This is a genomic window from Streptomyces sp. NPDC059852 (genome assembly GCF_042731455.1).
GTDB lineage: Bacteria > Actinomycetota > Actinomycetes > Streptomycetales > Streptomycetaceae > Streptomyces.
In genome coordinates this window covers 239,894-261,505 of record NZ_JBHWJK010000009.1, presented here as the reverse complement: position 1 = coordinate 261,505, position 21,612 = coordinate 239,894, and the positions used below count along the sequence as shown (strand labels likewise).

Below are 21,612 nucleotides of genomic sequence, written 5' to 3'. Positions count from 1 at the left end.
GTCCGGGCCTTCCCTGGGCCGGGCAGTGTGCCGTGGAACACGACGGTTGCGCTGGGACGGGATCAAATCCCTAGATGCGCCCGCTGTCAATACTTTGTTAAGACATCATTTCACGCTCAGGTCCGAATGTAAGTACAAACTATTGACAGCGTCGGTCTCCGCGTCCTACACCTGGGAGGCGGCAGGCCCCTCGGGACCCGCACCCCCTGTCCAGCTCTAGGAGCGTCACGCATGGCCGAGACAGCCAAGCCCTTCGACTTGATCACGATGGGAAGAATAGGAGTCGACCTCTACCCCCTGCAGTCCGGCCTCCCTCTGGAGCGGGTGGAGACATTCGGCAAGTTCCTCGGAGGCTCGGCCGCCAACGTCGCCGTCGCCGCCGCCCGGCTCGGCCGCGACACCGCCGTGATCACGCGCACCGGCGCCGACCCGTTCGGCGCGTACCTGCACGAGGCGCTGAAGGACTTCGGCGTGGACGACCGCTGGGTGACCCCGGTCGCCGCCCACCCGACCCCTGTGACGTTCTGCGAGATCTTCCCGCCCGACGACTTCCCGCTGTACTTCTACCGGCAGCCCAAGGCACCCGACCTGGAGATCCGCACCGGCGAGCTGGACCTCGACGCGATCGCCGCGGCCCGGGTCTTCTGGATCACCGGCACCGGCCTGAGCGAGGAGCCGAGCCGTACGGCGACGCTGGCCGCGCTCGCCCACCGCGCCCGGTCCGGCGTCACGGTCTTCGACCTCGACTGGCGCCCCATGTTCTGGCGCGACCCCGACCAGGCCCGCCCGTACTACGCCGAGGCCCTGCGGCATGCCACGGTGGCCGTCGGCAACCTCGACGAGTGCGAGGTCGCCACCGGTGTCCGCGAGCCCGAGGCGTGCGCGCGGGCGCTGCTCGCGGCCGGCGTGGAGCTGGCGGTCGTCAAGCAGGGCCCCAAGGGCGTGCTGGCCGTCCACCGCGACGGCACCCGGGCCGAGGTGCCGCCGGTGCCGGTCGAGGTCGCCAACGGGCTGGGGGCGGGCGACGCCTTCGGCGGCTCCCTGGTCCACGGGCTGCTGTCCGGCTGGGACCTGGAGACGGTCATGCGGCACGCCAACGCCGCGGGCGCCCTCGTCGCCTCCCGCCTCGCCTGCTCCTCCGCCATGCCCACCGGGTCCGAGGTCGCGGACCTCCTCGCCCGGGCGTCGTGAACGCCCGCCGAGCCACCCCTGAACGGAGCTTTCGTTGAGTCTCTCCATCCCCGACCTCACCGCGGTCAGAGCCCGGCACCCCGAGGCGATCGCGGAGGCCGCCGCCCGGCGGGTGCGCCGCCCGCTGATCGGCGCGAGCGGGCGCCTGATGATCGTCGCCGCCGACCACCCGGCCCGCGGCGCCCTCGGCGTGGGCGACCGGCGCCTCGCCATGGCCAACCGGGCCGAACTGCTGGAACGTCTCTGCATCGCGCTGTCCCGGCCCGGCGTCGACGGGGTGCTGGCCACCGCGGACATCCTGGAGGACCTGCTGCTGCTCGGCGTCCTCGACGGCAAGGTCGTCATGGGCTCCATGAACCGGGGCGGCCTCGCCGGCGCCTCCTTCGAGATGGACGACCGCTTCACCGGGCACCGCGCCGAGGACATCGAGCGCATGCGGTTCGACGCGGGCAAGCTGCTGGTCCGCATCGACCTCTGCGACCCCGGCTCCCTGACCACCCTGGAGTCCTCGGCCCGCGCCGTCGACGCCATGGCCGCGCGCCGGCTGCCGCTGTTCGTCGAGCCCTTCGTCTCCCGGCGCGTCGACGGCAAGGTGCGCAACGACCTGTCCGCCGAGGCCGTCACCCGCTCGATCGCCATCGCCTCCGGCCTCGGCGGCACCTCCGCCTACACCTGGCTGAAGCTGCCGGTCACCGACGATGCCGACCGTATGGCCGAGGTCCTGGAGACCTCGACGCTGCCCGTGGTGCTGCTGGGCGGCGAGGTCGGCGGGGACCAGGAGGGGGCGTACGAGCGCTGGCGCAAGGCGCTGCGGCTGCCGACGGTGCAAGGGATGGTCGTCGGCCGCTCGCTGCTCTACCCGGCCGAGGGCACTGTGGAGACGGCGGTGGACACGGCCGTCGGCCTGTTGTGACACGCACTGCGACGCGGAGGAACGACTGTGACGCGGAGGAACGACTGTGACGCTCGATGACGCGATGACGTACCACCTCCCGGCGGGGAAGGCGCCCGGCGGCCCGTACGTCGTGGACGTCACCCCAAAGACGGCCCGCTGGGGGTACTCCAGCCTGCGGGTGCTGGAGCTGGCGCCCGGCGGCACGCACACCTTCGAGACCGGCGACAGCGAGTGGATCGTGCTGCCGCTGGCCGGCGGCTGTACGGTGACGGCCACCGACGACTTCAGCCACGACACCTTCACGCTCACCGGCCGCGACGACGTGTTCAGCGCCGTCACCGACTTCGCCTACGTCCCGCGCGACGCCCGGGCGGCCGTCACCTCGCCGGGCGGCGGGCGGTTCGCGCTGACCGGGGCGCGCTGCACCCGGCGGCTGCCGGCCCGCTACGGACCGGCCTCCTCGGTGCCGGTGGAGCTGCGCGGCACGGGCAACTCCTCCCGACAGGTGAACAACTTCGGGGCGGCCGGGGTCTTCGAGTGCGACAAGCTCATCGCCGTCGAGGTGATCACGCCGGGCGGCAACTGGTCGTCGTTCCCGCCGCACAAGCACGACGAGCACCGGCCTGGCGAGGAGTCGGTCCTCGAGGAGATCTACTACTTCGAGTTCGCGGGCCACGAGGGCACACCCGGCCTCGGCTACCAGCGTGTCTCGCCGTCCGGCCACGGCCGCGGCACCGACGTCCTCGCGGAGGTGCGCGACGGCGACGTCGTCCTCATCCCCGACGGCTGGCACGGGCCGTCCATGGCGGTGCCCGGCCACCACATGTACTACCTCAACGTCATGGCGGGCCCGGAGGACGAGCGCGCCTGGCTGATCTGCGACCACCCCGACCACGCCTGGATCCGCGGCACCTGGCCGGACCAGCCCGTCGATCCCCGTCTGCCCCTCTACACCGCCCCGTCCCCGTGAGGTCACCGATGAGCTCATCCACCGTCCGTCTGACCGTCGCCCAGGCGCTGGTGCGGTTCCTGTCCGTGCAGTACACCGAGCGCGACGGCGCCCGGCACCGGCTGATCGCCGGCACCTGGGGCATCTTCGGGCACGGCAACGTGGCCGGCGTGGGCCAGGCGCTGCTGGAGGCGGGCGAGGAGGCCATGCCGTTCCACCAGGGCCGCAACGAGCAGTCCATGGTGCACGCGGCCGTCGGCCACGCCCGCCAGCTCAACCGGCTCTCCGCGCAGGCGGTGACGACGTCGATCGGCCCCGGCGCCACCAACCTGGTCACCGGCGCGGCCCTCGCCACCATCAACCGCCTGCCGGTCCTGCTGCTGCCCGGCGACTACTTCGCCTCGCACGCCCCGGACCCGCTGCTCCAGCAACTGGAGCACCCGACGGAGGCGGACGTGTCCGTCAACGACACGCTGCGCCCGGTCTCCCGGTACTTCGACCGGATCACCCGCCCCGAGGCGCTGATCCCGTCCGCGCTGCACGCGATGCGGGTCCTCGCCGACCCCGCCGAGACCGGCGCGGTGACACTGGCCCTCCCCCAGGACGTGCAGGCGGAGGCGTACGACTGGCCGGAGGAGTTCTTCGCCGAGCGCGTCTGGCCCGTACGGCGTCCCGCGCCGGACCCGGCCGAACTGACGGCGGCCGTCGAGGCGATCCGCTCCGCGCGGCGCCCGCTGCTCGTCGCGGGCGGCGGCGTGCACCACAGCGAGGCCGAGGACGCGCTCCGGGCGTTCGTCGAGGCGACCGGGATCCCGGTGGCGTCCACACAGGCGGGCAAGGGCTCGCTGCGCTTCGACCACCCGGCCGACCTCGGAGCCATCGGGCACACCGGCACCGCGGTCAGCGACGACCTGGCCCGCACCGCGGACCTGGTGATCGGCGTCGGCACCCGGTACACCGACTTCACGACGGCGTCCGGCACGCTCTTCCAGCACCCGGACGTGCGCTTCCTGAACGTCAACATCACCGGCTTCGACGCGCACAAGCTGTCCGCGCGGACGCTCGTGTGCGACGCGCGGTCCGGGCTCACCGCCCTCACCGAGGCGCTGTCCGGGCACCGGGTGGACGCCGCGTACGAGGCCGAGTACCGGGCCGGCCGGGAGCGCTGGGACGCGGTGGTCGAGGCCGCCTACCGCGCCGACGACACGGCCGTCCCGACGCAGACCCAGGTGCTGGGCGCGCTGGACGCGGTCGTCGGCGACGACGACGTGGTGATCAACGCGGCCGGTTCGCTCCCCGGCGACCTGCACAAGCTGTGGCGGGCGCGCTCTCCGCGCCAGTACCACCTGGAGTACGGCTACTCCTGCATGGGCTACGAGATCCCGGCCGCGATTGGCGTCCAGCAGGCCGCGCCGGGCACCCCGGTGTGGGCGCTGGTCGGCGACGGCACGTATCTGATGATGCCGACGGAGATCGTGACCGCCGTGCAGGAGGGCCTGCCGGTCAACGTCGTCCTGATCCAGAACCACGGCTACGCCTCCATCGGCGGTCTGTCCGCCGAGACCGGCGGCGAGCGGTTCGGCACCGCCTACCGCTACCGGGCCGCCGACGGGAGCTTCACCGGCGCCCCGCTGCCCGTGGACCTCGCCGCGAACGCGGCCAGCCTCGGCATGGAGGTGCTGCGCGCCAAGACCGTGGGCGAGCTGCGCGAGGCGCTGGCCGCGGCCCGCGCCTCGGACCGGCCGACCTGCGTGTACGTCGAGACGGACACCGCGCGGTCGACGGCGCCGGGCGCCGAGGCGTGGTGGGACGTCCCCGTCGCCGAGGTCGCCGGCCGCGAGGCCGCCGTCGAGGCCCGCGAACGCTACGACCGGCAGGTCACCGCCCGCCGCCAGCACCTCTGAGCCCTCCTCCCCCGCACCCCCCTGCCCCTCGAAAGGCCCCGCATCCCCATGAAGACCCTGACCCACTGGATCGACGGCAAGCCCGTCGAGAGCACGTCCGGCCGCTACGGCCCCGTGTACGACCCGGCCACCGGCGCCCAGGTGAAGCAGGCCGGCTTCGCGACCGTGGAGGAGGTGGACGCCGCGGTCGCCTCGGCGAAGGCGGCGTTCGAGAGCTGGGGGCAGTCGTCGCTGGCCCGGCGCACCGCGATCCTCTTCAAGTACCGCGAGCTGCTGGACGCGCACCGCGACGAGCTGGCCCGGCTGATCACCGCCGAGCACGGCAAGGTGCACTCCGACGCCCTCGGCGAGGTCGCGCGCGGACTGGAGATCGTGGAGCTGGCCTGCGGGATCTCCGTGCAGCTGAAGGGCGAGCTGTCCACGCAGGTGTCGACCCGGGTGGACGTGGCGTCGATCCGGCAGCCGCTGGGCGTGGTCGCCGGCATCACGCCGTTCAACTTCCCGGCGATGGTGCCGATGTGGATGTTCCCGCTGGCCATCGCGTGCGGCAACACCTTCGTGCTGAAGCCCAGCGAGAAGGACCCGTCGGCGTCCCTGCTGCTGGCGGAACTGGCCTCCGAGGCGGGGCTGCCGGAGGGGGTGCTGAACGTCGTGCAGGGCGACAAGGTGGCCGTGGACCGGCTCCTGGAGCACCCCGACGTGGAGGCGGTGTCGTTCGTGGGCTCGACGCCGATCGCGAAGTACATCCAGCTGAAGGCCGTCGAGCACGGCAAGCGCGTGCAGGCGCTCGGCGGCGCCAAGAACCACATGCTGGTGCTGCCCGACGCCGATCTGGACCTGGCGGCCGACCAGGCGATCAACGCGGCGTACGGCTCGGCGGGCGAGCGCTGCATGGCGGTGTCGGTGGTCGTCGCGGTCGGCGGCATCGGCGACGACCTGGTCGGCAGGATCGCCGAGCGGGCACGGAACCTGCGCGTCGGCCCGGGTGACGACCCGGCGTCCGAGATGGGCCCGCTGATCACCCGGGAGCACCGCGACAAGGTGGCGTCGTACGTGGCGGGCGCCGCCGCGCAGGGCGCCGAGGTCGTGGTCGACGGCACGGACCTCACGGTCGAGGGGCACGAGGACGGCTTCTTCCTCGGTGTCTCGCTGCTGGACCGGGTGCCGCTCACGGCGGACGCGTACCGGGACGAGATCTTCGGCCCGGTGCTGTGCGTGGTGCGTGCGGAGACGTACGAGGAGGCCCTGAAGCTGATCAACGACTCCCGCTGGGGCAACGGCACCGCGATCTTCACCCGGGACGGCGGCGCCGCCCGCCGCTTCCAGCTCGAGGTGAAGGCGGGCATGGTCGGCGTCAACGTGCCGATCCCGGTGCCGGTCGGCTACCACTCCTTCGGCGGCTGGAAGGACAGCCTCTTCGGGGACCACCACGTCTACGGCAACGACGGGATCGCCTTCTACACCCAGGGAAAGGTGATCACCACGCGCTGGCCGGACCCGTCCGACGGCGGCATCAACCTCGGTTTCCCCAGCAACTCCTGACCCGGACAGGGAGGTTCGTCCGATGGCGAGGACCCGCGGCGCCGCCCGTACCGGATCCGTCTCCGCGCTGGACCCGGTGCACTTCGCCCTGGACCGGGGCAGTCCGGTGCCGCTGTACCACCAGCTCGCGCAGCAGCTGGAGACGGCGATCACCCGCGGCGCGCTCGCCCCGGGCGACCTGCTGGGCAACGAGGTCGACCTGTCGGTGCGGCTGGGCCTGTCCCGGCCCACCGTCCGGCAGGCCATCCAGTCGCTGGTCGACAAGGGGCTGCTGATCCGGCGGCGCGGGGTGGGCACACAGGTGGTGCACAGCCAGGTGAAACGCCCCCTGGAGCTGAGCAGCCTCTACGACGACCTGGAGGCGGCCGGGCAGGGCCCGACGACCCGGGTGGTCCGCAACGAGCGCGTCCCGGCCCCGGCCGACGTGGCCGCCGCGCTCGGCCTCGCCGAGGGCGCCGAGGTCACGGTCCTGGAGCGGCTGCGCAGCACGCACGGGCAGCCGGTGGCGATCCTGTGCAACCACCTTCCGGCGGACCTGCTCGACCTGGACACGGCCCGACTGGAGACGACCGGCCTGTACCGGATGATGCGGGCGGTCGGCATCACCCTGCACAGCGCCCACCAGACGGTCGGCGCCCGCCGCGCCACGCCCGAGGAGGCCGCCCGCCTCGACGAAGGCGAGGGCGCGGCCCTGCTGACGATGCAGCGCACGGCGTACGACGACACGGGGCGGGCGGTGGAGTACGGGACGCACATCTATCGGGCGTCGCGGTATGCGTTCGATTTTCAGTTGATGGTCAGGGCCTGAGACCCGCGGTGAAGGGTGTGACCGGCCGCGGCAGCCGCCGGCCGTCCACCGTGATGTCCACGGCCTCGTTGTAGAAGGCCAGGAGCCCCTTGATGGGGGCGACCGCCGCCAGCGGCTCGGCGTAGCTCCACACGACGTTCCCCGGCACATCGCCTTCGGCACGCCAGGTCCAGTACCCGGCGATGCCCTTGTACGGACAGCGGGTGCTGCGATCGGTGGGCTCGAAGAGATCAAGGCGGACGTCCTCGCGGGGCAGGTAGTAGCGCGTCGGGAGCCCGGTCTCGAAGAGCAGGACCGGGGCAGATGTGTCCGCGACGACCGTGCCGTCGATCTCCACCCGTACATGGCGGCTGCTGGGCATGGCGTCCACCCGTTTGTGCGGGTCGCGCGGGTGGACGAAGATCTCCTCGTCCTCCTCGTACCAGTGGTCCAGCCCGCTCCGCTCGCGCAGGAACCACTCGAACGCGACATGCGCGGCCAGGTCGTCGGCGGGAAAGGTCCACGCCGCGTTCTCGACAGACCCATCACCGGCGTCGAGGTCGTAGAAGACCTGCGATCCGGTATGTCTGCCCGGCGTCGGGTTCCTCGCCGGGCGCAGGAGGTCCATGCGGACCTCCTCACGGGGAAAGGCGTAGCAGGGCACCGGGAGCGCCGGCTCCCAGACGAGGAGAGGGTGCCGGCTGTCGACGACGGTGACGTCGCCCCTGCGGCCGCGGACCCAGCGCTCGCTGGGCTCCCAGAGGATGCCTTCGGGGGTCGTCCGCACGGACCGCTCGGTCGGGAACAGGGGCATGACCCACTCTCCTTCGGCTCTGTCCGGAGCGTACCTCCGCCGTGGCCGGTCAGCAGTCGCCCAAAACCTCGTCGCTGCGTTTGACCCGGCACGTGACTTGTGCGGAGTATGTACGTATACGTCGTAAACGTAAGCCGTTCGGCGCGTTCCTCCACGGCGACCGCGTCGCCCGCGCCCCTCGCATCACCGCCGGATCGAGTCTCGGAGCACCGGCACCATGAACCACACCTCTCGTCTCACCGAACCCGACGCCACGGCCCCTGCTGCCCACAACGGCGCGCCCACGGGCACTCCGGCCCGGCGTACCACCGACCGTCCGGCCCATCCCCTGCGCCGTGCGGACGACCGCCCCCCGCCGAGGGCCACTGTCAGCCTGGTCGTCCCCGCACGCAACGAGGCGCGCAACATCCCGTGGGTCTTCGAGCAGATCCCGGACTGCGTGGACGAGGTCATACTCGTCGACGGCGACTCCCACGACGCGACGGTGCACATGGCCCGGCACTGTCTCCCCGCCGTCCGCCACGTCGATCAGAGTGGCCCGGGCAAGGGCAACGCCCTGCGGACCGGTTTCCTCGCCGCGTCCGGTGACTACATCGTCATGATCGATGCCGATGGCAGCATGCTGCCCGGCGAGATCCCGCACTTTTTGCATTTCCTCGACCACGGCTACGACTTCGTCAAAGGCTCGCGCTTCATCGCCGGCGGTGGATCGCTCGACATCACCCGGATCCGGCGCTGGGGCAACCAGGCGCTGCTCACCGCGGTGAACCATCTGTACGGCGCCTCCCTCACGGACCTGTGCTACGGGTTCTGCGCCTTCCGCCGCAGCTTCCTCGAGGATCTCGACCTGCACAGCACCGGGTTCGAGATCGAGACGGAGATGATCGCGCACGCCCTGTGCTCGGGGCTGCGGATCGCAGAGGTCCCCAGTCTGGAGCTGCCGCGCCGCAGCGGCCGCTCCAACCTGCACGCGGTGTCGGACGGACGAAGGGTGTTGCGCACCCTGCTCTCCGAGCGGCCGAGCGCCCGTTCGGCGCCCGTGCCACGCGGTTTCCCGCCGAGCACGGCACCCTGACCGTCACCGAGCCCCTCGGAGCCCGTGGTGACCACACGTCAGCGCTTCACAGCTCTCCGGACGACGGCCCCCGTAGGGCACAAGGACACCGTTCCGCCTGACGCCGCCGGAGCCCGCCGGGCCACTCGTACCCCGCCTCCGCCGCCGTCGGCGGCCCGGCGTTCCGGATGGAGGCGGGCGGGCCCCGGTGCCCTCACGGCGGTCGCCGTGCTGCCCGCCGCCCTCGCCCTGTGGCTGGTGGCGCTCGCAGACGTCCGCCTCGACGGAATGGGAGACCTGGGTCTGCTGCAGGTATTTCCCTCCCCGTTCTGGGCAGCCCTCGCCCTCCTGGTCGTGGGCTTCTGCGTCGCGGCGGGTGACCGGCGCACCCCGCACGGCTGCTACGCCGCCTACACGCTGCTCCTGATCGCGATCATCCACGCCACACCGCCTCTGCTCTACTCGGAGCTGCGCTACGCATGGGCGTGGAAACACGTCGCCGTCATCGACGCGATGGTGCGGCACAACGGCGAGGTGCCGGACGCGGCGGGGCTCGGCATCTACAACCAGTGGCCCGGCTTCTTCCAGTTCAACGCGCTGCTCCTGAGGACCTCGGGACTCGGGTCGGCCCTGCCCTACGCACTGTGGTCGCAGGTGCTCGTCAACGTGCTGACGCTCGGCCCGCTCCTGCTCATCTACCGGTCGCTCACCTCCGACCGGAGGCTGATCTGGGGAGCGGTCTGGATCTACTACTCCTGCTCCTGGGTCGGACAGGACTACTTCGCCCCCCAGGCCTTCACGTTCCTGCTGTACACGGCCGTGCTGGCGCTGATCCTGCGTCGCCTGCCCACATCACGAGCACCGAAGCACGGGCGACGGACCTCCGGGACTTGGCCGCCGGGACTGTTCGCGCTGCTGCTCCTGCTCGAGGCGGCGATCATCACCTCCCATCAGCTGACCCCGCTGATGCTGATCAGTGCTCTCGCACTGCTCTCGCTCCCCCGCGCCAACCGGCGGGTGGTACGGCCGGCGCTGGCAGCCGCCGTCGCCCTCGACCTGGCCTGGTACGCGACGGTGGCGAGGCCGTACGTGACCGAGAACCTCGGCGACTTCGTGAGAGCCGTCACCCGCCCGGAGGCGAACGTCTGGTCCGGTCTGAACCGGCTCGCCGACGCCGCTCCCAGCCAGGTCATGGTCTCCTGGATCGACCGTGGGCTCTCCGGAGGCGTCTTCCTGCTGGCCGCCGTGGCCTGCGTCGCGCTCCGCCGGGCCCGACGCACCCCCATGCCGTTGCTCGCGCTCTCGCCCCTCCCGATCGCGCTGGTCAACGCTTACGGCGGCGAAATGGTGTTCCGCGCCTACATGTTCGCCCTGCCGGCCGCCGCCTTCCTCATCGCGGCCCTGCTGATCCCCGCTCTCCGCCGTCCCTCGTTCCGGGCTCCGCTGGTGTGCGTGGTGCTGCTGGCCATGCTGGGAGGTCTCGCCTTCGGCTACTACAGCAAGGAGGCCATGAACCGCTTCTCCCCCGGTGAGGTCGCGGCCACCCGTTACATCACGACCCGGACCCCGCCCGGCTCGTTGATCATCTCCGTGACGTTCGCGGCACCGGGGCTGGAGATGCACTACGACCAGCACGAGCGTGCCGAGATCACCGGAGAGAGCCTGGCGGCGAAGCGGCTCATGGCCAGGGATCCGGTGGCCGGGCTCGAACCGCTGCTGGGGCGAGCGGGGAACAAGCCCGCGTACATCCTGCTGTCCCGCGCGCAGAACGCGGATGTACGGCTGAACGGCGCCATGCCCCCGGGCTTCACGCAGCGGCTGGAGAGCGCCCTGGCGAAGGCGCCCGGCTTCACCGCGGTGTTCCGCGACGCCGACGCGGTCGTGTACCGATTCGATCCGCCGTCACAAGGGAGTCCCCGATGACCCGGTTGCGCTGGTGCGTGGCACTGTCCGGATGGGTGGCCCTCGTCGCGACCGCGCTGCCCGAGGCCTCTCCGCTGCGAGTGGGTACCACGGTGGCCTTCCTTCTCGTCTGTCCCGGGCTGGCAGCCACCTTGCGGGGCACCGGTCACGGTCCGCGCCGCGAGGACGGACGAACGGCAGTCCTGGCACAGGTCGTTCTCGCCGGGGCGGTCAGCGTCTCCCTGTCGGCCCTCGTCGCCGAGGCACTGTTCCTCGTCGGCCTGTTCAGCCCTGTGCGGGCGCTGCTCGTCTTGGCGGCGCTCACCTCCGCCATGGTGCTGGTCCCCGATCCGCGGCTGCCGGAGCGCTGGACCTCCGCAGCACGGCATCCGTCCGCGCACCGGCGTCCACCGGCCGGTCTCGATCGGTGAAGCACGGAGACATCATGGCGACCCAGGCTTTCGGCGGACGCCGTCAGGTGGCCGAGGACGAGGCGCCGACGGTGGCCGAACCGACGGTGCGCCCCTTCCTCACCGGCTTCCGCACCCGATGTGCCACCGTGCTGCCGCGCGAGCCTCTGCTGCGCAACGGTCACCTGCTCGCCATGAGCTCTCTGGTCAACGCCGTCCTGGGCGCGGTGTTCTGGGTGCTCGCCACCCGGTGGTTCGACGACACGACCGTCGGCCTCAACTACGCCACCGTCTCTGCCGCCACGCTGCTGTCCACCGTGGGCCAGCTCAATCTGTCCGACTTCCTGGTGCGGTTCATCCCGTCCGCCGGGCGCCACACCCGGCGCCTGATCCTGACGTGCTACGTCGCCAGCGTCACCTGCAGCGTGCTGGTGTCCGTGGGGTTCCTCCTGCTGGTGCCCGTCGTGACTCCCGGCCTCGACTTCCTGTTGTCCCCGCTGACCGGCCTGTTCTTCGTGGCCTACACCGCGGCCTACGCCATCTTCGCCCTGCAGGACGGTGCCCTGACGGGCGTACGGCATCCCGGCTGGGTGGCCACCGAGAACGTCATCTTCGCCGTGGTGAAGATCGTCCTCCTGGCCGGGGCCGCAGCACTGACGCTCTTCGCGGGCATCCTCATCTCCTGGGCCGGCGCTCTGATCGTGGCGCTCCTCGTGGCCAATTCCTTCCTGCTCCGCCGTGCCGTGCCCCGGCACGAACGGGAGGCTCCGCGGGCGGCACGCCCGCCCCGCCTCGTGGGGTACGCCACCGCCGACTACGTCGGATCGCTGTTCCGCATGGCCTCCTACAGCCTGGTGCCCCTGCTGGTGCTGAACACGCTGGGTCCGGAGCAGAACGCCTATTACTCCCTCGCCTGGATCGTCGGTTACGTGCCCTACCTCCTGGCGACGAACATGGGGAGCTCCCTGATCGTCGAGGCCGCGCACGACCCGGCACGGCTGGCCCGGCACACGATGCGGGTGCTGCGTCACTCGGCGCTGCTGATGGCCGCGGGCGCCGTGCTGATGATCGTCGCCGCGCCGGTCCTGCTCGGTTGCTTCGGACCCGAGTACGCCGAGCACGGCACCGTACTGCTGCGCCTGCTGGCCCTCTCCGCGCTTCCTAATCTCGTCTTCAGCCTGGCCGTCGACGTAGCCCGTATGCGCCGGCACATGCGGGCCGTCGTCGGTCTGCAGCTGGCCCTGTGCGTCCTCGTCCTGGGCCTCTCGGCGATCCTGCTGCCTCGCCTGGGTCTGGCCGGTGGCGGTGTCGCCTGGCTGGCCGCGCTGTCCCTGCTGGCCGTGTACCTCGTGATCCGGCGGTCCCGTTGGCTGCCCCGGCAGCCGGACGACACGCCGTCCCCGTCCACTCCCGTGCGGTCCCGGCCGGCGGCCACCGAGACGGGCCCAGCAAGCAGAAGCAAGGAGAAATGACGTGTCCGGTACCGACATCTCCGTGATCATCTGCGTGTACACCGAGGAGCGGTGGCAGGACATCCTCGCCGCCGTGGAGTCGGTGCGGCACCAGTCACGGCCCGCTCTGGAGACCCTGCTGGTCGTCGACCACAACCCCGCGCTGCTGGAGCGGCTGCGCGCCGCGTACGACGGGGCCAGCCGTCCCCGCCCTGGCGAACCGGTGGTCCGTGTCCTCGCCAACACGGGCCCTCAAGGGCTGTCCGCGGGGCGCAACACCGGCATCGCCGCGGCCGGCGGGTCGGTCGTCGCCTTCCTCGACGACGACGCCGTGGCGGACCGGGACTGGCTGCGGCACATGGCCTCCGCATACGTCGACCCGCGCGTGATGGCGGTGGGGGGCCGTACGGTCCCGGCGTGGGAGTCGGGCCGGCGTCCGGACTGGTTCCCCACCGAGTTCGACTGGGTCGTGGGGTGCGCCTACACGGGGCTTCCGAAGGGGCGGGCGCCGGTCCGCAACGTGCTGGGCGGCAACGCCACGTTCCGCCGGTCGGTCTTCGACGCGGTCGGCGGCTTCGCCATCGGCATCGGACGCGACGGGGACAAGCGCCCCCTCGGCTGCGAGGAGACCGAGCTGTGCATCCGCCTGACGCAGACCGTGCCCGAGGCCGTGCTCCTCCTCGACGACCGTGCCGTCATCCACCACAAGGTCCCTGTGGCCCGTGAGCGTTTCGTCTACTTCCGTCGTCGCACGTACGCCGAGGGCCTGTCGAAGGCACTGGTCACCCGGCATGTGGGGATGGGCAAAGGGCTGGAGTCGGAGCGCCGCTACACCACCCGCGTCCTGCCGGCCGGCGTGGCCCGAGGGGTGCGCGACGTCCTTCGGGGTCGACGCGGCGGTGCCGGCCGGGCGGGGGCGATCGTGACCGGAGTGGCGAGCGCGGCCCTGGGATACGCCGTCGGCGTCGTCCGTGCCCACCACCGCGACGCCCCGTCCTGGGTGGTGGACGCACCCGCCGCGACGCAGGCGGACTCCCCGCTCGCACGCTCAGAGGACCGGCCCCGAGCCGGCCAACCCGCGACCTGAAGGCAGCAGTCATGGACATCACTGTGTACCGGCCCGAGGACCTCACCGCCGACGACCACGCCGCCTGGACGACGATGCAGTCCAAGGGGTTCGCGGACGGCCACCCCCAGTTGGCGAATCCCTTCCTCGCACCCGAGTTCACCATGGCCGTCGGCCGGTGCAGGCGCGACGTACGCGTCGCCGTGGTACGCGAGGACGGCCCCGCGGCACAGCCCGTCGCGTACTTCCCCTACCAGCGCACCCTTTCGGGCGTCGGCCGCGCCGTCGGCCTCGGTCTGTCGGACTGCCAGGGGGTCGTGCACGTGCCGGGGTTCCGGTGTGACGCCCGGGAGTTGTTGAAAGGCTGTGGTCTCGCCATCTGGGAGTTCGATCATCTCGCGGAGGGACAGCAGACGTTCGAGCGGTCCGTCACCGAGACGTACCCCTCGCCGGTGATGGACGTGTCGGACGGCTGGGACGCGTACGTCGCGCGACTGCGCGCGCGGTCGGGGCGCGGGACCCGCGTACGGCTCGCCCTGGAACGCAAACTGGGCCGGGCCGCCGGAGAGGTCGTGCGGTATGTGCACGATGAACGCGATCCGGCGATGCTTCGGACACTCAAGGAGTGGAAGTCCGCGCAGTATCGCAGGACCGGGCGCAGTGACCGCTTCGCGCACCCGTGGATCTCCGAACTGGTCGACCGGTTGTCGCGCACCCGCACCGAGTCGTTCGCTGGCCTCCTGTCCGTCCTGTACGTCGGCGACCGCCCGGCCGCGGCCCACTTCGGGCTGCGCTCACCCCATGTGCTCTCCTGCTGGTTCACTGCCTACGACCCCGCTTTCGCGAAGTACTCCCCCGGCATCGTCCTGCATCTGCGCATGGCGCGCGGGGCGGCCGAGGACGGTCTCGCCCACCTGGACCTGGGCCGCGGCCAGCGGGACCACAAAGAGGTCCTCAAGACACAGGAAGTCCATGTGTCCGAGGGCTGGGCCACCCGGCGCCATCCGGTCGCCGTCGCCCACCGGGCGCGCCGTGCGCCCGCGCGGGCGCTGCGCAACACGGTCGTGGCCCGGCCGGCGCTGCGGCAACCGGCCGACCGGCTCCTGAGAACCGCGGGCAAGGCCCGCACATGGCCTGCCACCGTGACGAGGAGCTCCCGATGACCGGCTCTGTTCCGATCCTGATGTATCACGCGGTCGCGGACGCGCCGGCGGCCGCGATCCGCGCGCTCTCCGTCACACCGGCGGCGTTCGCCGGCCAGATGGACGTCCTGGCGGAGCGCGCCTTCACCCCTGTGACCCCGGCCCGCCTGGCGCAGGCCTGGCGTGGCGGTCCGGCGCTGCCCCGCCGGCCGGTCCTCATCACCTTCGACGACGGTTACCACGGGGTGCACCGGCATGCCCTTCCGGTGCTCCGCCGTCATGGATTCCCCGCCGGAGTCTTCGTCACCACCGGCTGGCTGCGGGGTCCGCACGAGATCCACGAGGCCGCCCTGGACACCATGCTCGACTGGGACGAGGTCGGCGAACTCGCCGCGGCGGGCCTGGAGATCGGTGGTCACAGCCACACCCATCCACAGCTGGACCAGCTCCCGGACGACCGGTTGTCGTACGAGGTGGAGCGCTGTAGAGAGATCATCTCGCACCGGATCGGCTCCTCTCCCACGTCCTTCGCCTATCCGTACGGCTATTCCGACCGCCGGGTGCGGCGGGCCGTGCGCGGGGCCGGCTTCACCCAGTCGCTGGCGGTGGGCAACGCGCTGGCCGATCCGGGTCAGGGGCCTTTCGCGCTGCGGCGCATGACCGTGGGGTGGGGCACCGGCCTCGAGGAGTTCACCCGTCTGGTGGAGGGACGGGCCGTCGCCCGGACCTTCGCCGTGGAGCGGACCCTCACGAAGGGATACGCAGTGGTGCGCGGAACCCGGCGGCTCGTCCGGCGGACGGCGGGGGCGGGTGCGCGGGAGTGAGTCAGCGGGCGAGGAGGCCGGTGGCCGCGGGATGGCGCGTCGGCGCCGTCCTGTCGATGACCCTCGTCCTGGCCCTCGTCGTGTCCCTGTGCGGCGGCCGGTCCGGCGGCCGGGGAGCGACCGCCGAGGCATCGCTGGGCTGGGGGATCACCCACACGCAGTACAGCGCCGCCGACGGGGACCCGTCCACCGTGAGCACGGCCGTAAAGGCGTTGTCCGCGCGGTCCCTGCCGCAGAACCAGCACCTCATGGGCTGGGGCGCCGACAACCCGGAGCCGTCCCCCGGTCACTACGACTTCGCGTCGCTGGACGAGCGGATCGCCCTCATCCGGAAGACCGGCGGCACGCCCGTCATCACACTGTGCTGTGCGCCGGACTGGATGAAGGGAGGCTCCCCCGGCCGCACGGACTGGTCCCGCCGGGCACTCGAGACCGCACCCGACCCCGGCCACTACGACGACTTCGCCGCCCTCGCCGCGAAGGTGGCCGAGCGTTACCCGGACGTGCGTCACTACATCGTCTGGAACGAGTTCAAGGGCTTCTTCGACGACCGCAGACAGCGCTGGGACCACGTCGCATACACGGAGCTCTACAACCGGGTCCATCGCGCTCTGAAGAAGGTCGACGAGAAGATTCTGGTCGGCGGGCCCTACCTGGACATGGACAGCTTCGCGTCCGGTGACACCCGGTACGCTTCCTCGCTCGCCGGCCCATGGGGCAGCGTCGACCGGCGCGTTCTCGATGCCTTCGAGTACTGGAACGTGCACAAGGTGGGAGCCGACTTCGTCGTCGTCGACGGCTCCAGCTTCCCCCGTGGCGGTCCGGCACTGCCCGACGAGTTCCGGGCCACCGACAAGTTCACCGAGGTGGGCCGGTGGCTCCGGCAGCGCACATCCTTGCCTCTGTGGTGGGCCGAGTACTACGTGGAGCCAGGCGCGCAGGACGGCCGGCGCGGACGCTGGACCGCGAAGCATCGTCTCGCCGTCGAGGCGGCCGCGCTGATGGCCATCGCGGCCGGCGGTGCCGAGACGGCGTTCTTCTGGAACCCGCAGCGGCGCGACGGGCGCTGTGCCGCCTGTCTCTGGAACAGCACCGCGGCCGGGCCGGGCACCCCGGAGACACTGCCGATCATGGCCCTCATCCGGCACTTCGACATCACGTTCCCGCCCGGCACCGAGCACCGGCCCGTACGGGTGACCGGCGAGGACGCGCACGCCGTGCGCTCGCTCGCCACGGACATCACGGTCCTGGTCGTGAACACTCTGGACAGGCCCGTCGAGGTGACGGTCGCCGGGAGGACCGTCACGCTGGACAGCTATCAAGTGCGCTGGCTCGACGACCGCACAGGGGACGGTGCCCTCCGGCGGCCGGATGCGCCGGGCCGCTGAGACGCGGCCGCCCGACGAGAGGACCGGTCACTTCGCGAACGGCCCCTCCAGCGCCGCCCATTGCAGCAGCATGATCGTCTTGGCGTCGGCGATCTCCCCGGTCCGGATCATCTCCAGGGCCCGGCGGAAGGGCAGTTCGACGATCTCGATGTCCTCGCCCTCCTCCTCCAGGCCCCCGCCCTCGTGGGTGCGGGTCGACGGGCCGTACTCGGCGGCGTAGAAGCTGACGCGTTCGGTGACCGAGCCGGGGCTCATGTAGACGTCGAAGACGTGCTGGACGGCGCCGATGGTGTGCCCGGTCTCCTCGACGACCTCGCGGCGCACGGCGATCTCCGGGTGCTCGTCGTCCTCGTCGAGCAGTCCGCCCGGGGTCTCGACCAGCATGCCGTCGGGGTGCCCGTTGACGTAGACGGGGAAGCGGAACTGGCGGGTGAGCAGGACGGTCTCGCGCGCGGTGTCGTACAGCAGCATGGTGGCCCCGTTGCCCCGGTCGTGGGTCTCGCGCTGCTGGGTGGTCCAGGTGCCGTCGGCGTGCCGGAAGTCGAAGGTGGTGGTCCGCTCGACGTACCAGTGGCTGGACAGCAGCTGCACGTCGCGGACCCGGACCCGGGGGTTGCCGGTGAGGTCCCGGCCGGCCTGGTCGAGCCCGGTGCGGCCGCGGCGGTCGGGGGTGTCGATGCCGGCGGTCATCGGGCACCGGCCGGGTGGCTGAGCGAGTTGGTCATGGGGCGATTCCACCATCCCGGCCGCGCCCGCGCGGGTCACCCGACGACGTCCGCGCCCTCCTGGCCCGGCTCGGTGCCGGCGGTCTCGGTCGTCCCGGCGGCCCGGCGGCGGGCGTCCGGGTCGGTCCGGGCGTCGTAGCGGACCAGGGCCGGCAGGGCCGCGGCGAGCAGACCCACGGCGGCGACGCAGGCGAGTCCGCCGCTCCAGATCGCCGGGCGCGCGCCGGTCCAGCCGGCCATCGCGCCCGCGCGCACCTGGCCCAGCTGGGGGCCGACGCTGTACGAGAGGACCTCGATCCCGGCGAGCCGACCGCGCAGCCGGTCGGGGATGGTCTGGTTCCAGATGGTCGAGCGGCCGAGGCCGCTGAGCATGTCGCCCGCTCCCGCGAGGGCCAGGCACACCAGGACCAGCCAGACGTTGGACGTCCAGCCGGCCGCCGCCATGGCCACTCCCCAGCCGGCGGCGCCGAAGACCACGAGCAGGCCGTGCCGGGAGCTGCGGGAGACCCAGCCGCTGGTCAGGCTGAGCAGCAGCGACCCGACGGCACCCGCCGAGTACATCAGGCCCAGCGCCCACTCGGCGTCGAGCTCGTCGGCGAGGAAGGGGAAGATCGTGTTGGGGAAGGCGAACACCATCGCGGCCAGGTCCACCGTGTACGTGCCGAGCAGCACCGGCCGGGACCAGGCGTACCGCGCCCCTTCGGCGATGCCGCGCAGCGACGGCCGTGCCGCGTGCTCGGCCGGCGGCACCGGCGTGAGCAGACGGCACATCAGCACGGAGACCAGGAAGCAGCCGGCCGTCGTGGTGTACGCCGGGACGTTGCCCGCGTACGCCACCACCAGGCCGGCCAGGGCGGGTCCGGCGATCGCGCCGGCCTGCCAGCGCAGGGCGTTCAGCGCGGCCGCGGCGGCGAGCTGGTCGTGCGGGACGATCCTGGCCAGCAGTGAGTCGAGCGCGGGGCGCTGGAGTCCGGCGAGTGCCGCCACTCCGGCGGCGACCAGGTACAGCGGCCAGAGCATGGGGTGCGGCAGCAGCGCGTTGGCCAGCAGCACGAGGGCCAGCACGCCCAGCCCGGCCTCGGTCAGCACGATGACCTTGCGGCGGTCCACGGCGTCCGCGAGCGCGCCGCCGTACAGGCCGAACACGACCAGAGGCACGAGTTCGACGGCGCCCATCGCGCCGACCGCGAGCGGTGAGCCGGTCAGCTCCTTGATCTGCAGGGGCAGGGCGATCAGCGCCATCACGCTGCCGAGGTAGGTGACCAGGCCCTGCACCCACAGCAGGCGGAAGTCCCGGGAGGAGCGCCAGGGCGCGAGGTCGGGCAGCACGGCGAGAAGTCTCGAGATCATGATCGGCGGCGCTCCGGCGCCTGCTCCGGCTGCCCGGACACGGTGTCCCCCAGGAATGATCGAGAAGTGGTCCGGGAATGGTCCAGGAATGATCAAGGCCGGTTCCGGACGACTCCGAAACCGGCCTCTGTCTGCGACTCTCGCGAGTCGGGACGACAGGATTTGAACCTGCGACCCCTTGACCCCCAGTCAAGTGCGCTACCAAGCTGCGCCACGTCCCGGTGCCTGCCGCGCGGAACACCGCGCGCTCGGGCGGACAGCACTTTACCCCACTCCGTCCCCCGGGCCGAAGCGGGCGTCCGTGTCGGAGGGGCGGGGGGGGGGACAATCGGGGGCATGGGCAGCACATCGCCGGAACGAGGACAGGCCGCGGCGCGGGATCGGGACGCCGAGGGCCGGGCACGCAACGCACGGCCCCGGGACGGGCTGGGACGGCCGCTGCCGTACGGCGCGGACGGGGTCGCCCGGCAGCCCGAGGGGGTCGTGCGCACGCCGGCGGAGACGGTCGCCGAGGCGCAGGGGCTGCTGGACGCGGGCAAGCCGTTCCACGCGCACGAGGTGTTCGAGGACGCCTGGAAGTCGGGTCCCGAGGACGAGCGGGCCCTGTGGCGGGGGCTGGCGCAGCTCGCGGTGGGGCTCACGCACGCGGCCCGCGGGAACGTGACCGGCGGGGCGCGGCTGCTGCGGCGCGGGGCCGGTGCCGTGCAGGAGTGGGTGGCACGGGCCGGGGTGGAGCGGCCGTACGGGATGGACCCGGCGGCCCTGGCGGCGTGGGCGCGGGAACTCGCGGACGACGTGGAGCGCGGCGGCCGGCCCGTGGACGCGCGGGAGCGGGCGCCGAGGCTGCGGGGAGCGGCGTAGAGGGCGGGGCGGACGCGGTACCGGGCTGCAGAAAGCGGTGTGCCGGGCGGCCGGACGCGGTGTCGGGGCCGGCGGCGGGGTGCGGCAGACTCGGGGCGTGCGAACCATTCATGTGATCGGCATCGGCGCGGGCGATCCCGAGCAGCTGACGCTCCAGGCGGTCAGGGCGCTGCGGGACACGGACGTGTTCTTCCTCCTCGACAAGGGCGAGGTGAAGTCGGACCTCACCGGGCTGCGCCGGGACCTGCTGGACGCCCATGTGCCGGAGGGGACGTACCGGGTCGTCGAGGCACGGGACCCCGAGCGGGACCGTTCGGCCGGCGGTGCCGCGTACTCCCCGGCGGTCGGCGACTGGCGCAGCGCGCGGGCCGGGATCTACGCGCGGCTGATCGCCGAGGAGCTGAGCGAGGACGAGACGGGCGCCTTCCTGGTGTGGGGCGATCCCGCGCTGTACGACAGCACGCTCGCGATCCTGGAGGAGGTGCTGGCCTCGGGGGCGGTCGCCTTCGCGTACGACGTCGTGCCCGGCATCAGCAGTGTCTCCTCGCTGGCCGCCCGGCACCGCACGGGCCTGAACCGGGTCGCGCGGCCGGTGCAGATCACCACGGGGCGGCGGCTGGCCGAGGGGTTCCCGGACGGCGTGGACGACGTGGTGGTGATGCTCGACGCGCACCAGCGCTTCCGGGAGTACGCCGACGAGGACCTCGACATCTACTGGGGCGCCTATCTGGGGACGCCCGACGAGATCCTGGTCTCGGGCCCGATCGCCGAGGCCGCGCCCGAGATCGAGCGGCTGCGGGCGGAGGCCCGGGAGCGCAAGGGCTGGATCATGGACACGTATCTGCTGCGCAGGAACCCGCGGGAGCGGTAGGGGCTCCCCACGCGAGCTGTCGGTCCCTTGATCGATACTCTCCCGTCGTCGGTTCGGGGAGGGGATGTCATGGGGCACGGCGGGGGGCGCGGGCGACGGGTCGCGGAAATGATCGCGGGGGTGGTGGCGGTCGCCGTCCTGATGGGCGGCTGCTCGTCCGGCGACTCCGTCGGCCACGGCGGCTCCGGTGACTACGGCGGGTCCGAGTTCGACCGGTCGTGGACGGAGAACTACTGCCGGGCGCTGGGTGCCTGGCAGCGCGTCAGGAACTCCGCCGAGGACGGCGCCGCGTCCGACGCCGCCGAGGAGGCCGGGGGCGCGGTGGTCACCGCCGTGCGGCGGCTGCCCAGCGCCTCGTACGAGGGGGCCGGTGACGCCCCGAGCATGCTCGACGTCACCGTCGCGGCGCTGCGCGGCGACACCGCCGCCGAGGGCCGGGCGGTGGACTACTGCGCCACGGCCGGCTTCGAGACGCTGACCCGCTGA

The 21,612-nt window shown here is 72.2% G+C and carries 20 protein-coding genes and 1 tRNA gene; 17 read left to right on the top strand and 4 right to left on the bottom strand.

Going from position 1 to position 21,612, the window contains the following annotated elements; translation table 11 throughout:
• Positions 1–231 precede the first annotated feature (231 nt).
• From iolC to ACFV46_RS15040, 6 genes are all read left to right on the top strand, one after another.
• Positions 232–1,191 carry a 5-dehydro-2-deoxygluconokinase gene (gene iolC / locus ACFV46_RS15065; RefSeq protein ID WP_385498479.1) on the top strand — a complete coding sequence of 320 codons (960 nt, stop codon included), beginning with the start codon at positions 232–234 and terminating at the stop codon, positions 1,189–1,191.
• A 34-nt stretch (positions 1,192–1,225) separates the two neighbouring features.
• A complete protein-coding gene (locus ACFV46_RS15060; RefSeq protein WP_376728764.1) occupies positions 1,226–2,104 on the top strand; it encodes a deoxyribose-phosphate aldolase in 879 nt (292 codons plus the stop codon).
• 64 nt (positions 2,105–2,168) lie between these two features.
• Complete coding sequence (gene iolB, locus ACFV46_RS15055) at positions 2,169–3,056, top strand: 5-deoxy-glucuronate isomerase (RefSeq protein ID WP_385498491.1); 888 nt, start codon at positions 2,169–2,171, stop codon at positions 3,054–3,056.
• An 8-nt stretch (positions 3,057–3,064) separates the two neighbouring features.
• Positions 3,065–4,939, top strand: a complete 1,875-nt coding sequence (gene iolD / locus ACFV46_RS15050; protein ID WP_385498478.1) for a 3D-(3,5/4)-trihydroxycyclohexane-1,2-dione acylhydrolase (decyclizing) — start codon at positions 3,065–3,067, stop codon at positions 4,937–4,939.
• Between the two features lie 48 nt (positions 4,940–4,987).
• Positions 4,988–6,481 carry a CoA-acylating methylmalonate-semialdehyde dehydrogenase gene (locus ACFV46_RS15045; RefSeq protein WP_361925251.1) on the top strand — a complete coding sequence of 498 codons (1,494 nt, stop codon included), beginning with the start codon at positions 4,988–4,990 and terminating at the stop codon, positions 6,479–6,481.
• 22 nt (positions 6,482–6,503) lie between these two features.
• Positions 6,504–7,289 (top strand): GntR family transcriptional regulator, encoded by a 786-nt coding sequence (locus ACFV46_RS15040; RefSeq protein WP_361925249.1) that lies wholly within the window; start codon positions 6,504–6,506, stop codon positions 7,287–7,289.
• On the opposite strand, the gene ACFV46_RS15035 is transcribed toward ACFV46_RS15040, so the two are convergent.
• Entirely contained in the window at positions 7,279–8,082 is an 804-nt protein-coding gene (locus tag ACFV46_RS15035) for a DUF427 domain-containing protein (RefSeq protein WP_385498476.1), read from the bottom strand. The two genes, ACFV46_RS15040 and ACFV46_RS15035, sit on opposite strands and share 11 nt — an antisense overlap.
• 217 nt (positions 8,083–8,299) lie before the next feature.
• Here ACFV46_RS15035 and ACFV46_RS15030 point away from each other — a divergent pair, with 217 nt between their 5' ends.
• The 8 genes from ACFV46_RS15030 to ACFV46_RS14995 all read left to right on the top strand — a co-directional run bounded on the left by ACFV46_RS15030 (position 8,300) and on the right by ACFV46_RS14995 (position 17,319).
• A complete protein-coding gene (locus tag ACFV46_RS15030; RefSeq protein WP_385498474.1) occupies positions 8,300–9,157 on the top strand; it encodes a glycosyltransferase family 2 protein in 858 nt (285 codons plus the stop codon).
• 207 nt (positions 9,158–9,364) lie between these two features.
• Positions 9,365–11,059, top strand: coding sequence for a glycosyltransferase (locus tag ACFV46_RS15025; protein ID WP_385498473.1), 1,695 nt, complete (start codon positions 9,365–9,367; stop codon positions 11,057–11,059).
• A complete protein-coding gene (locus ACFV46_RS15020; protein WP_385498472.1) occupies positions 11,056–11,469 on the top strand; it encodes a hypothetical protein in 414 nt (137 codons plus the stop codon). The genes ACFV46_RS15025 and ACFV46_RS15020 overlap by 4 nt, the downstream gene beginning before the upstream one ends.
• 14 nt (positions 11,470–11,483) lie before the next feature.
• Complete coding sequence (locus ACFV46_RS15015) at positions 11,484–12,920, top strand: lipopolysaccharide biosynthesis protein (protein WP_385498471.1); 1,437 nt, start codon at positions 11,484–11,486, stop codon at positions 12,918–12,920.
• Between the two features lies 1 nt (position 12,921).
• Positions 12,922–13,986: a glycosyltransferase family 2 protein gene (locus ACFV46_RS15010; protein WP_361925237.1), complete on the top strand. Its 1,065-nt coding sequence runs from the start codon at positions 12,922–12,924 to the stop codon at positions 13,984–13,986.
• 11 nt (positions 13,987–13,997) lie between these two features.
• Positions 13,998–15,128, top strand: coding sequence for a GNAT family N-acetyltransferase (locus ACFV46_RS15005; protein WP_361925235.1), 1,131 nt, complete (start codon positions 13,998–14,000; stop codon positions 15,126–15,128).
• The gene (locus ACFV46_RS15000) at positions 15,125–15,931 is read left to right on the top strand and encodes a polysaccharide deacetylase family protein (RefSeq protein WP_361925233.1); all 807 of its coding nucleotides are present in this window, start codon (positions 15,125–15,127) and stop codon (positions 15,929–15,931) included. The genes ACFV46_RS15005 and ACFV46_RS15000 overlap by 4 nt, the downstream gene beginning before the upstream one ends.
• A gap of 20 nt (positions 15,932–15,951) precedes the next feature.
• Positions 15,952–17,319, top strand: coding sequence for a xylan 1,4-beta-xylosidase (locus ACFV46_RS14995; protein ID WP_385498468.1), 1,368 nt, complete (start codon positions 15,952–15,954; stop codon positions 17,317–17,319).
• A gap of 27 nt (positions 17,320–17,346) precedes the next feature.
• On the opposite strand, the gene ACFV46_RS14990 is transcribed toward ACFV46_RS14995, so the two are convergent.
• The 3 genes from ACFV46_RS14990 to ACFV46_RS14980 form a co-directional block, all read right to left on the bottom strand.
• On the bottom strand, positions 17,347–18,009 hold the full coding sequence (locus tag ACFV46_RS14990; RefSeq protein ID WP_361925229.1) for an NUDIX domain-containing protein: 663 nt from the start codon (positions 18,007–18,009) through the stop codon (positions 17,347–17,349).
• Positions 18,010–18,080: 71 nt separating this feature from the next.
• A complete protein-coding gene (locus ACFV46_RS14985) occupies positions 18,081–19,394 on the bottom strand; it encodes an MFS transporter (RefSeq protein ID WP_361925227.1) in 1,314 nt (437 codons plus the stop codon).
• A gap of 147 nt (positions 19,395–19,541) precedes the next feature.
• A tRNA-Pro gene (locus tag ACFV46_RS14980) sits at positions 19,542–19,615 on the bottom strand.
• Between the two features lie 115 nt (positions 19,616–19,730).
• Between ACFV46_RS14980 and ACFV46_RS14975 the strand changes: the two genes are divergently transcribed.
• The 3 genes from ACFV46_RS14975 to ACFV46_RS14965 all read left to right on the top strand — a co-directional run bounded on the left by ACFV46_RS14975 (position 19,731) and on the right by ACFV46_RS14965 (position 21,612).
• Complete coding sequence (locus ACFV46_RS14975) at positions 19,731–20,255, top strand: DUF309 domain-containing protein (RefSeq protein WP_385498467.1); 525 nt, start codon at positions 19,731–19,733, stop codon at positions 20,253–20,255.
• Between the two features lie 97 nt (positions 20,256–20,352).
• Complete coding sequence (gene cobF / locus ACFV46_RS14970; RefSeq protein WP_385498465.1) at positions 20,353–21,126, top strand: precorrin-6A synthase (deacetylating); 774 nt, start codon at positions 20,353–20,355, stop codon at positions 21,124–21,126.
• 69 nt (positions 21,127–21,195) lie between these two features.
• Complete coding sequence (locus tag ACFV46_RS14965) at positions 21,196–21,612, top strand: hypothetical protein (protein WP_385498463.1); 417 nt, start codon at positions 21,196–21,198, stop codon at positions 21,610–21,612.

Coding starts and splice junctions, on each gene's coding strand:
- iolC (WP_385498479.1), top strand. CDS start 232: ATGGCCGAGACAGCCAAGCCCTTCGACTTGATCACGATGGGAAGAATA.
- iolB (WP_385498491.1), top strand. CDS start 2,169: ATGACGTACCACCTCCCGGCGGGGAAGGCGCCCGGCGGCCCGTACGTC.
- iolD (WP_385498478.1), top strand. CDS start 3,065: ATGAGCTCATCCACCGTCCGTCTGACCGTCGCCCAGGCGCTGGTGCGG.
- ACFV46_RS15045 (WP_361925251.1), top strand. CDS start 4,988: ATGAAGACCCTGACCCACTGGATCGACGGCAAGCCCGTCGAGAGCACG.
- ACFV46_RS15040 (WP_361925249.1), top strand. CDS start 6,504: ATGGCGAGGACCCGCGGCGCCGCCCGTACCGGATCCGTCTCCGCGCTG.
- ACFV46_RS15035 (WP_385498476.1), bottom strand. CDS start 8,082: ATGCCCCTGTTCCCGACCGAGCGGTCCGTGCGGACGACCCCCGAAGGC.
- ACFV46_RS15030 (WP_385498474.1), top strand. CDS start 8,300: ATGAACCACACCTCTCGTCTCACCGAACCCGACGCCACGGCCCCTGCT.
- ACFV46_RS15020 (WP_385498472.1), top strand. CDS start 11,056: ATGACCCGGTTGCGCTGGTGCGTGGCACTGTCCGGATGGGTGGCCCTC.
- ACFV46_RS15015 (WP_385498471.1), top strand. CDS start 11,484: ATGGCGACCCAGGCTTTCGGCGGACGCCGTCAGGTGGCCGAGGACGAG.
- ACFV46_RS15005 (WP_361925235.1), top strand. CDS start 13,998: ATGGACATCACTGTGTACCGGCCCGAGGACCTCACCGCCGACGACCAC.
- ACFV46_RS15000 (WP_361925233.1), top strand. CDS start 15,125: ATGACCGGCTCTGTTCCGATCCTGATGTATCACGCGGTCGCGGACGCG.
- ACFV46_RS14990 (WP_361925229.1), bottom strand. CDS start 18,009: ATGACCGCCGGCATCGACACCCCCGACCGCCGCGGCCGCACCGGGCTC.
- ACFV46_RS14985 (WP_361925227.1), bottom strand. CDS start 19,394: ATGATCTCGAGACTTCTCGCCGTGCTGCCCGACCTCGCGCCCTGGCGC.
- ACFV46_RS14975 (WP_385498467.1), top strand. CDS start 19,731: ATGGGCAGCACATCGCCGGAACGAGGACAGGCCGCGGCGCGGGATCGG.
- ACFV46_RS14965 (WP_385498463.1), top strand. CDS start 21,196: ATGGGGCACGGCGGGGGGCGCGGGCGACGGGTCGCGGAAATGATCGCG.